The organism is Sphaerisporangium corydalis, assembly GCF_025506355.1.
GTDB lineage: Bacteria > Actinomycetota > Actinomycetes > Streptosporangiales > Streptosporangiaceae > Sphaerisporangium > Sphaerisporangium corydalis.
Genome location: NZ_JANZYP010000126.1, coordinates 1 through 7,304, shown reverse-complemented (window position 1 = coordinate 7,304; position 7,304 = coordinate 1). Strand labels below are relative to the sequence as shown.

The window sequence follows — 7,304 nt, the reverse complement described above, 5'->3', positions numbered from 1 at the left end:
AGAACTAACCTGGGCGCGGTCATGGGAGAGTCCGCCGAACCCTCGCCTCCGGGGGCCTTCCTCACGCCTTCGGGGAGTTGCCCGTCTTGAGCATGGATCTGACCGCCAGCCCCGGCACCGCGCAGCCTTCCGAGCCGCATCACCCCGATGCCTCCGGGCCCGCCCACGAACCCAAGAGTGGCGGAGTTCCGGAAAGGCTCGCCCACGAGCCCGATCGTGAAGGAACTGAGCGGCCTGACCATGAGAGGGCCGAGGAGTCCGAACGTGAGCAGGCCGAGGCGCCTGATCGTGAGCGGGCCGAAGGGCTCGATCGTGAAGGAACTGAGGGGCCCGATCATGAGAGGGCCGAAGGGCCTGATCATGAGAGGGCCGAGGAGTCCGAACGTGAGCAGGCCGAGGCGCCTGATCGTGAGCGGGCCGAAGGGCTCGATCGTGCAGGGGTCGAAGGGCTCGGTCGGGAGGGGAGGGTCGCGGGGCTGCGGGAGTACACCGAAACGCTGTTCGCTGGGCTCGCCTCGGGCGGCACAGTGCCTCAGCCGCCCCTGAACGCCCTCGACGTGCCCGGATACTGGCTCGCCCCAGCGGTGGAGGCCCTCCTGCTGATCCTCTCCGGAGAGGATGCTCTGGAGCCGCTCGCACGGGCCGCCCAGCTCGACGAGGCCGACACCGCGCTGTTCCTCTGCCTGTCGCTCGCCGTCAGCGGGCATGGCGACCGCATCCACGCCTCCTGGCTCGGCACCGCGTTCGGCGACCTGTCGACGGACAGGCCGGTGACCCCCGGCCAGCGCGCCCTGTGGACCGCCGCCGCCCGTGGCGCGTACGGACCGGCCGGGAAGATCTTCGTGCTCCGCAGGCTCGACGCCGCCGCCGTGTCATCGGCGGCCGAGCCCGACCGCTGGCTGGCCGCCCTCGTCTCCGACGACACGCCCACTTTCTCCCCGTCCACGCTCCCGGTCGCAGGTTCCGACGAGGCCGGAACGTTGAAGAAGGACGGACCCGCCTCCTCACCGTCCACGCCCCCCGCCGCAGGCTCCGGCAAGGCCGGAACGTCGAAAAAAGACGCACCCGCCTCCTCCCCGTCCACCCCGTCCACGTTCCCCGCCGCAGGCTCCGGCAAGGCCGGAAGGCCGAAGAAAGGCGCGTCCGCCTCCTCCCCGTCCGCGCTCCCGGCCGCGGATTCCGACAGGGCCGCCACGTCGAAGAAGGTCGTCGACCCCGACCGGACCAAGATCCCCGAAGCAGCCCCGATCCCGAAAAGGACGAGCTCGCCCGCGCCGGCCAAGGCGACCCGCACAGCAGCACCCGAACCCGCCGGAACCCCGGGCGAGCACCCGCCCGCGAACACGCCGGGCTCCGGTACGGATGCCGGCATGTCGCCGGACTCGATGGCATCCCCCGCCCTGGCAGAGGTGCCGGTGCTGGCCGGGGTGCCGGAGCTCGTGCAGCCCGTTCAGGCGGCGGCCCGGCTGACCCGGCTGCTCGAACGCTGCGTCGAGATCACCTCCGCCCGCCCGTCCACGATCCCCCGGTCCGAGAACCCCGGCCCGTGGCCGGACGAGGAGCCCCTCCGCGCGCTGCGGTCGCTCGTCGGATCGCGGGAGCCCGATCCCGAGATCTCCCTGACGGACCACCTCCTCGAGGACGTCCGGTCCAGTTCCGACCCGCATCTGGCGGCGATCGCCTTCCATGTCGCCGCCCCCGTCGTCCGTTCGGCCGCCGAGGAACTGGCCGAGGCGACCCACATCCCGCCGCCCACCGACATCACCGTGCCGATCCTCGGGAACGACGTCATCCTGCGGCCGGAGGGCCCGGACGCGGCCTCGCTCACGTCCGCCGAGGAGCGGATCCGGGCGGAAGCGGTGCCGCGCGGCTCCGGGCGCTGGCTCGTGTACGGGACGGCGATGCTGCCGATCGTGGCCCTGGCGCTCGCGTTCACCGTGTCGGAGCTGTTCGCCATCGCCGCCCTGGTCCTCGGCGGGATCGCCGGGTTCCTGCTGTGGCGCCTCAGCCTCCGTGAGCAGGCGGAGGCGCGCCGCGTCGAGGCGGACGTCGCCCGGCTACGCGAGCAGGCCGAGGCGGCCGTCTGGGCGCTGCACGACTACGCCCGCGAGACCACCGAACGGTCGGAGGCCGCGGCCGAGAACCTGGCGGCGCTCGTCCGCCTGCTCCGCCGAGGTCCCGCGGTCGCCGACCAGCGTCCCTGACCCACCGAACGCCTAGCTCGCCGGGTGTGACGGCGCGGAGGTGAGGGTGTCCCAGGCGGCCATCGCACAGGTGATGACCCCCTCCAGCTCGGCGCGGTCGGCGCCGTCGCGGGCTTGCACGGACAGGCCCTGCACCACCGTGGTGTAGTAGCGGGCGATGGCGTCGAGGCCGGCGGGCGGGGCGGTGAGGTCGCCGTCGGTGACGCCGCGGGCGAGCCGGTCCCTGATGGTGGTGTGCATGTCGCGCCGCAGGCCGGCCAGGAACTCCCGGACCGCGTGGTTCTCCACGGCGCCGGTGGGCGCGGCCAGGATGAGCATGCAGTAGTGCGGGGTGTCCGGGCGGGTGATCTCATCGGCGGTGGCGCGCAGCATCGCGTGGATCGCGCCGCGCGCGGTCGGCCGTTCGCGCAGCGCCCGCCTGGGCGGCTCGCCTGAGGTCGCGCCGTAGAGGGCCATGACCTTGCGGAACAGTTCCTCCTTGCTGCCGAAGCAGGCGTAGATGCTGGCCGAGGCGATCCCCATCGCCTGGGCCAGGTCGTTGAGCGAGGTGCCCTCGTAGCCCCGTTCCCAGAACAGGTCCAGCGCCTGGCGCAGGGCGGTGTCGGGGTCGAAGGTGCGCGGCCTGCCGCGAGCGGCCATCCTGGGTCCGCCTCCAGACTTGTTTGTCGTTCGATCAACTTTATCTTGACCCGCACCACGGTGGCATGCCACGGTTTGTTGATCGTTCGATTGGAAAAGGAGCTGATTGTCATGAGCATCCCTTCCGCCATGCGCGCCCTGCGGCAGACGTCGCTGAACGGCCCGCAGGACCTGCACCTGATCACCGACGCGCCGGTACCGCGCCCCGGTCCTGGCGAGGTCCTGATCCGGGTCACCGCCGCCGGGGTCAACTTCGTCGACATCTCGCAGGCCCGAGGCACGTTCGCAGGCGGCCCGCGGCCGCCGTACCTCGCGGGCATCGAGGCCGCCGGTGAGATCGCCGCCGTCGGCGAGGGGGTGACCGGCCTGGAGCCCGGCGCCCACGTCATCGGCGTCGGCATCTCAGGCGGGGCCTTCGCCGAGTACATGGTGCTGCCCTCGGCCGGCGCGGTCCCGGTACCGGCGGGCTGGGCCGACGAGCAGGCCCTGGGCCTGGTCGTGAACTGGCCGACCGCGCTGGCGGCGCTCAGGCCGCTGGGCGGCCTCGCCGCAGGGCAGACCGTGCTGATCCACGCGGCGGCCGGCGGGACCGGCCAGGCCGCGGTGAAGATGGCCAAGCACTACGGAGCGACGGTGATCGCCACGGCTTCGCCGGGAAAGCACGAGGTGGTACGGGCGCTGGGCGCCGACCACGTCATCGACTCACGCGGCGATATCGCCGCCGAGGTCCTGGCCCTGACCGGCGGCGCGGGCGCCGACCTGGTGCTGGAGTCGGTCGGCGGCGCCACCCTCGCGGCCAGCCTGGCCGCGGCCAAGCGGGTCACCGGCCGGGTCGTCGTCTTCGGCGTCGTCGGCGGCGAGGCCGCGATCACCAACTGGGACCTGGTCTACAAGCACCAGGTCCACGTCATCGGCCTGAACATCGGCACCCTCATCCAGGCCGCGCCGCACATCTTCGGCGAGGTCATGGGCGAGTTGTTCGGGCTCCTCGCGGCCGGGGTGCTCGGCCCTGGCCGGCCCACCGTGTACGAGCTGGCCGAGGGGCCCAAGGCGCTCGCGGAACTGGAAGCGCGGGCCACCGTGGGCAAGCTGGCACTGCGGCCCTGAACAGACCGCGGCACCCCCGCGGAGTCGGCCCCGGCACCCCTGCGGGGTCACAACCGTGAGGATCGCAGGCGCGCCGGGACGCCGGGCCGCCAGCCCGTGCCGGAACGGAGGGTGCGGGCGGCGAGGAGCGCGGCCAGCACGGCGTACATGAAGGAGACGGTGAACGCCCGGTTCTCCGATGTCATCAGGTCGGGAATGTCCACACCGGGGAACTGCGGCGCGACGGCGATCCAGAACCACGGGGACCTGACGACCGAACGGCGGTCGGCGACGGTCGCGGCGAGCGGCAGCAGGACCACGAGCGAGTAGTGCCCGAAGGCCGGAGTGAACACCAGGAACACCATGAGCATGATCATGGAGCTGGTCTCGACCAGCCTGAGCAGTTCGTCGGGGATCGCCCAGCCGCCTCTGCCGTCCCTGCCGCCCCTGCCGTCCCGCGCCTGACCGGCCACGGGGACGCGCCAGCGGGCCCAGGCGAGCAGGAGGCCGGCGACCGCCACCAGCATCCGCACCGCCAGCGTGACCCCGCCTCCGACCCCGAGCCTCGGCAGGATCGACGCGAGCGAGGCGTCGTACGGCCTGGCGTACTCGTCCTGGCCCCGCAGCAGGAATGGCAGCGTGTCGACCACGAATCGCCCGGGTTCGGGCGTCAGAGGCAGGGAGAGCAGGACAAGGGTCACCGGCACCGCGACCAGCGTCAAAAGCGCCCGCCACCGTCTGGCGAACAGAAAGAGGACGGCGAGTGGCACGAGCATGGGCTTGAGCGCGATGGACACGCCCGCCACGACCGCGGCGGTGTGCCAGCGGCCACGCGCGCAGAGATGCAGCGCCAGGGGCAACGCGACGACCGCGACCACACTCCAGTTCGCCACCACGAGGAGGCTGCGGTAGCCGAAGAGCACGGCGATGCCCGCCATTCCGAGCAGGCCGAGGTGGCTGCCCAGCCGCACCTCGCACGCGCGCAACGCGGCCCACCACCCGGCCAGCGTGAGGATCGCCAGGACGAACGGGACCACCAGCCGGATCGTCCGATCATCCAGCCACGCCTCACCGAGCGCGGCCACCGCGCTGGTCGGCAGGTAAAGGAACCGCTCGTCCGCGTACGGCGAGCGACCGCTGAGCAGGGCCCTGGCCGCTCTGACGACGTAGCCGTTGTCCTGCATCGCGCTGCCCCGCAGGATCGCGCCGGCGGCGGGAAGCATGAGCACCACGGCCGCGGCGACCCGGGCTGGCAGCGATCCTTCCGCGAGCAACCAGGAACCCAGCCCCCGCTCGGCCGACGGCTCAGGGCCGCGGCCGTCCGACCGCTCAAGGTCGTGGCCGTCCGACGGCTCAGGATTGTCGTCGGCCGACGTCTCAGGGTCGTGGCCCGCGGCGAACCCCGCGTTCCGGTCCTGGACCTGACCGGTCCGCCCATACTCATCGCCGCTCACCCGCCCGACCGCCTCGCGGTGCCCGGCGCCGGATCATCGCGTCGCTCCGTACGCCCGGCGCATCGGTGTCGGCCACCCGACCCGACGGCGGCGCGGAGCGGTGATGTCCCGGTTAGGGGGCGTTCGCCGCGGATGTGAGACCCCTGGGAAACGAAGAGGGACCGCGACCCGGCGACGTTAGGTCGTCCGGTGCGCGGTCCCAAGGCGGCTGATCGGGGAGGCGGCGGCCCGGTGGAAACGGTCCGGGCGCCGCACTATGTGGTCGTGATCTCAACGTCGGCAGGAGCCAGGAGGAAGACCTTGTCAGCGATCCGCTCAATGCGTCCCTCACAGCCGTACGTCAGTCCGGCCGCGAAGTCGACCATGCGCGTGGCGTCGGCCATGGACATCCCCGCAACATCCATGATCACCGCCTGTCCCTCTCTGAAGTGCTGTCCTACGGTGAGCGCGTCGGAGTACTTCCGCGGGCGGATCATGATGATCCGTGCGGGATCCCCACCCGACCCCCAGCGCCTGGCGGCCCGTTCCGACGCGGGCATCCGCTCATCCCCGAACTCGTCATAGTCGTAGGGCTCGTCGTACTGATCCCCATCGCCCAGGCCAAGGTAGCTCACCACCCTGCGCACTGCCCCCATCGGCTGTCCTTTCCGCGAGAACCGGCCGCAATCGCCGTGCCCCGACACAAATGACCGTAACCGACGAGTGTGCTGGAGCCGTGCGACACGCCCATGTACTTTAATATTGCACGGTTTTCTTCGCCGTTTCGACCGGTTATCTGGGGTTCGATAGGATCATGAGCATGCGTATCTTCACGGTGGATTCGTTCACTGACCAGGCCTTCAAGGGTAACCCGGCGGGTGTCTGCCTGCTGGACTCTCCGAGATCCGACGAGTGGATGCAGGCCCTGGCCAGGGAGATGCGGCACTCGGAAACGGCCTTCGTGGCCGAGCAGGACAACGGCGGTCAGTACTCGCTGAGATGGTTCACGCCGGCCGTCGAGGTGACATTGTGCGGCCACGCGACGCTCGCGGCGGCGCACATCCTGTATTCGACCGGCAGCGCCTCCGGCTCGATCGAATTTTCTACAAAGAGTGGAATTCTGACCACCGATCAGCTCGATCACGGTCGCATTTCGATGGATTTCCCCTCCTACACGCCCGCCGAGATTTCCGCTCCGGAGGGCCTCGCCAAGGTCATCGGGGTGACTCCGACGTGGGTGGGGATGGGCCGGCTCGACCTCCTGGCCGAGCTGGAGTCCGAGGAGGACGTCCGCGATCTGACGCCCGACATCGACGCGGTGAACGAGCTCGACGCCCGCGCGCTCGTCGTCACCGCCCGTGCGACCGACCCCTCCGGCCCGGTCGACTACGTGTCCCGCTTCTTCGCTCCCAAGGCCGGCGTCGCCGAGGACCCGGTGACCGGCTCCGCGCACTGCATGCTCGCGCCCTACTGGTCGGCGAAGCTCGGACGGGACTCACTCGTGGGCGCCCAGCTCTCCGAGCGAGGCGGCATCGTGCACACCACCGTACGAGGCGACCGCACCGAACTCGCCGGCACCGCCATCACCATCTGGTCCGGCACCCTCCACATCTGACCCCTTGAACGCGAAAAGGCCACCCAGACCGTTGATGGCCCAGTAACGCGAAGAAGCCGTCCACAGTGTGAACGGCCTCATGAACGCGAAAAGGCCACCCACATCGTGGATGGCCTGATGAACGCAGGAAGGGCCGCCCACACCGTGGGCGGCCCCTACCTACAACTCACATATATCAAGTTTTGTCCGGCGGCGTCCTACTCTCCCACACCGTCCCCGGTGCAGTACCATCGGCGCTGGAAGGCTTAACTTCCGGGTTCGGAATGTAACCGGGTGTTTCCCTTCCGCCATGACCGCCGTAACCCCATGAAACACACAACCACAGGC

General features: G+C 70.7%; 6 protein-coding genes and 1 rRNA gene. 3 read left to right on the top strand and 4 right to left on the bottom strand.

What is annotated here, in order from left to right; genetic code table 11:
* The first annotated feature begins 527 nt into the window (after nt 1-527).
* On the top strand, nt 528-2,204 hold the full coding sequence (locus NYZ98_RS40910; RefSeq protein ID WP_262850904.1) for a hypothetical protein: 1,677 nt from the start codon (nt 528-530) through the stop codon (nt 2,202-2,204).
* A 12-nt stretch (nt 2,205-2,216) separates the two neighbouring features.
* Here NYZ98_RS40910 and NYZ98_RS40905 read toward each other — a convergent pair whose 3' ends face one another.
* Nucleotides 2,217-2,843 (bottom strand): TetR/AcrR family transcriptional regulator, encoded by a 627-nt coding sequence (locus NYZ98_RS40905; RefSeq protein WP_262850902.1) that lies wholly within the window; start codon nt 2,841-2,843, stop codon nt 2,217-2,219.
* Between the two features lie 111 nt (nt 2,844-2,954).
* On the opposite strand from NYZ98_RS40905, the gene NYZ98_RS40900 reads away from it, so the two are divergent.
* Entirely contained in the window at nt 2,955-3,950 is a 996-nt protein-coding gene (locus NYZ98_RS40900) for a zinc-binding dehydrogenase (RefSeq protein WP_262850900.1), read from the top strand.
* 47 nt (nt 3,951-3,997) lie between these two features.
* Here the strand turns inward: NYZ98_RS40900 and NYZ98_RS40895 are convergent, their stop codons facing one another.
* Together NYZ98_RS40895 and NYZ98_RS40890 are read right to left on the bottom strand one after the other, a co-directional pair.
* Entirely contained in the window at nt 3,998-5,383 is a 1,386-nt protein-coding gene (locus NYZ98_RS40895) for a glycosyltransferase family 87 protein (protein ID WP_262850898.1), read from the bottom strand.
* 254 nt (nt 5,384-5,637) lie between these two features.
* Nucleotides 5,638-6,018, bottom strand: a complete 381-nt coding sequence (locus tag NYZ98_RS40890; protein ID WP_262850896.1) for a cell division protein SepF — start codon at nt 6,016-6,018, stop codon at nt 5,638-5,640.
* Between the two features lie 164 nt (nt 6,019-6,182).
* Here NYZ98_RS40890 and NYZ98_RS40885 point away from each other — a divergent pair, with 164 nt between their 5' ends.
* Complete coding sequence (locus NYZ98_RS40885) at nt 6,183-6,977, top strand: PhzF family phenazine biosynthesis protein (protein WP_262850894.1); 795 nt, start codon at nt 6,183-6,185, stop codon at nt 6,975-6,977.
* 184 nt (nt 6,978-7,161) lie between these two features.
* On the opposite strand, the gene rrf is transcribed toward NYZ98_RS40885, so the two are convergent.
* Nucleotides 7,162-7,278: ribosomal RNA gene (gene rrf / locus NYZ98_RS40880) — 5S ribosomal RNA — on the bottom strand.
* Nucleotides 7,279-7,304: the final 26 nt, after the last annotated feature.